The 705-nt window shown below is 39.6% G+C and carries 1 pseudogene; it reads left to right on the top strand.

What is annotated here, in order from left to right:
* Window positions 1-238 precede the first annotated feature (238 nt).
* A pseudogene (locus tag JN080_RS28945) lies at window positions 239-409 on the top strand (tyrosine-type recombinase/integrase); the annotation flags it as partial.
* Between the last annotated feature and the right edge of the window lie 296 nt (window positions 410-705).

A 705-nucleotide genomic window follows, 5' to 3' on the forward strand; every position in this document is an offset into this window, starting at 1 on the left:
ACGCATTGAACTTATTATGCTTTTTATCTTTTCTCTTAGACCTTCTTTTCTTAGTACTGCAATGAACGAAGAAAGTATTAAAATTTTAAATTAAAAGTAGTTATAGCTATTCCCAGGCTTCTGAGCGTCTCCCTTTCTGCCTCAAATACGAAAACTAGATGTGATACTAGCAAGTACAAACTGCTATGTAGGTAAATTCCGATCAACAACAAATAGAAATGTTATATTTGGGTAAATAGCATTTCTTTCACGGTGTTTTGATAACGGGTGGATAGAGAGAAAGTTTTGGCGTCCGATAAACATTAAGGTAGATCATATTGTAAAGGAAGGAGCAACAGAGCGAGAAATAAAAGTATTGCTATCGGTGCCCGACTTAAAGGACTTTGTACAGTTACGGGACGCTACGGCGGCATAGGCGTTCGGATGCGCCAGTTATTGACGAGTTAACAGCTATTAAACTCATCTAATCAAGCAACAGCGCAAAGCTAACTTAGTATTGCTCTTATAGCAGATCAAGCGAACGCAGCAGCCTTGTATTAAGCGTTAATTGTATTGCGCTTGGGCTTTTTTTTTATTATATGCGAAAAGGAATGCAAAGAGCAGCTTCTTAGCGCTTAAAAAGGCTATATAGCTATGCGCTATCAAATATGAACACTTGCACCCCCAACCACTACCGCCGCCGTCGTTGTAGGCTGCTGCTCTAAG

It is taken from the genome of Bacillus sp. EB600 (assembly GCF_024494385.1).
Lineage (GTDB): Bacteria > Bacillota > Bacilli > Bacillales > Cytobacillaceae > JAEVLT01.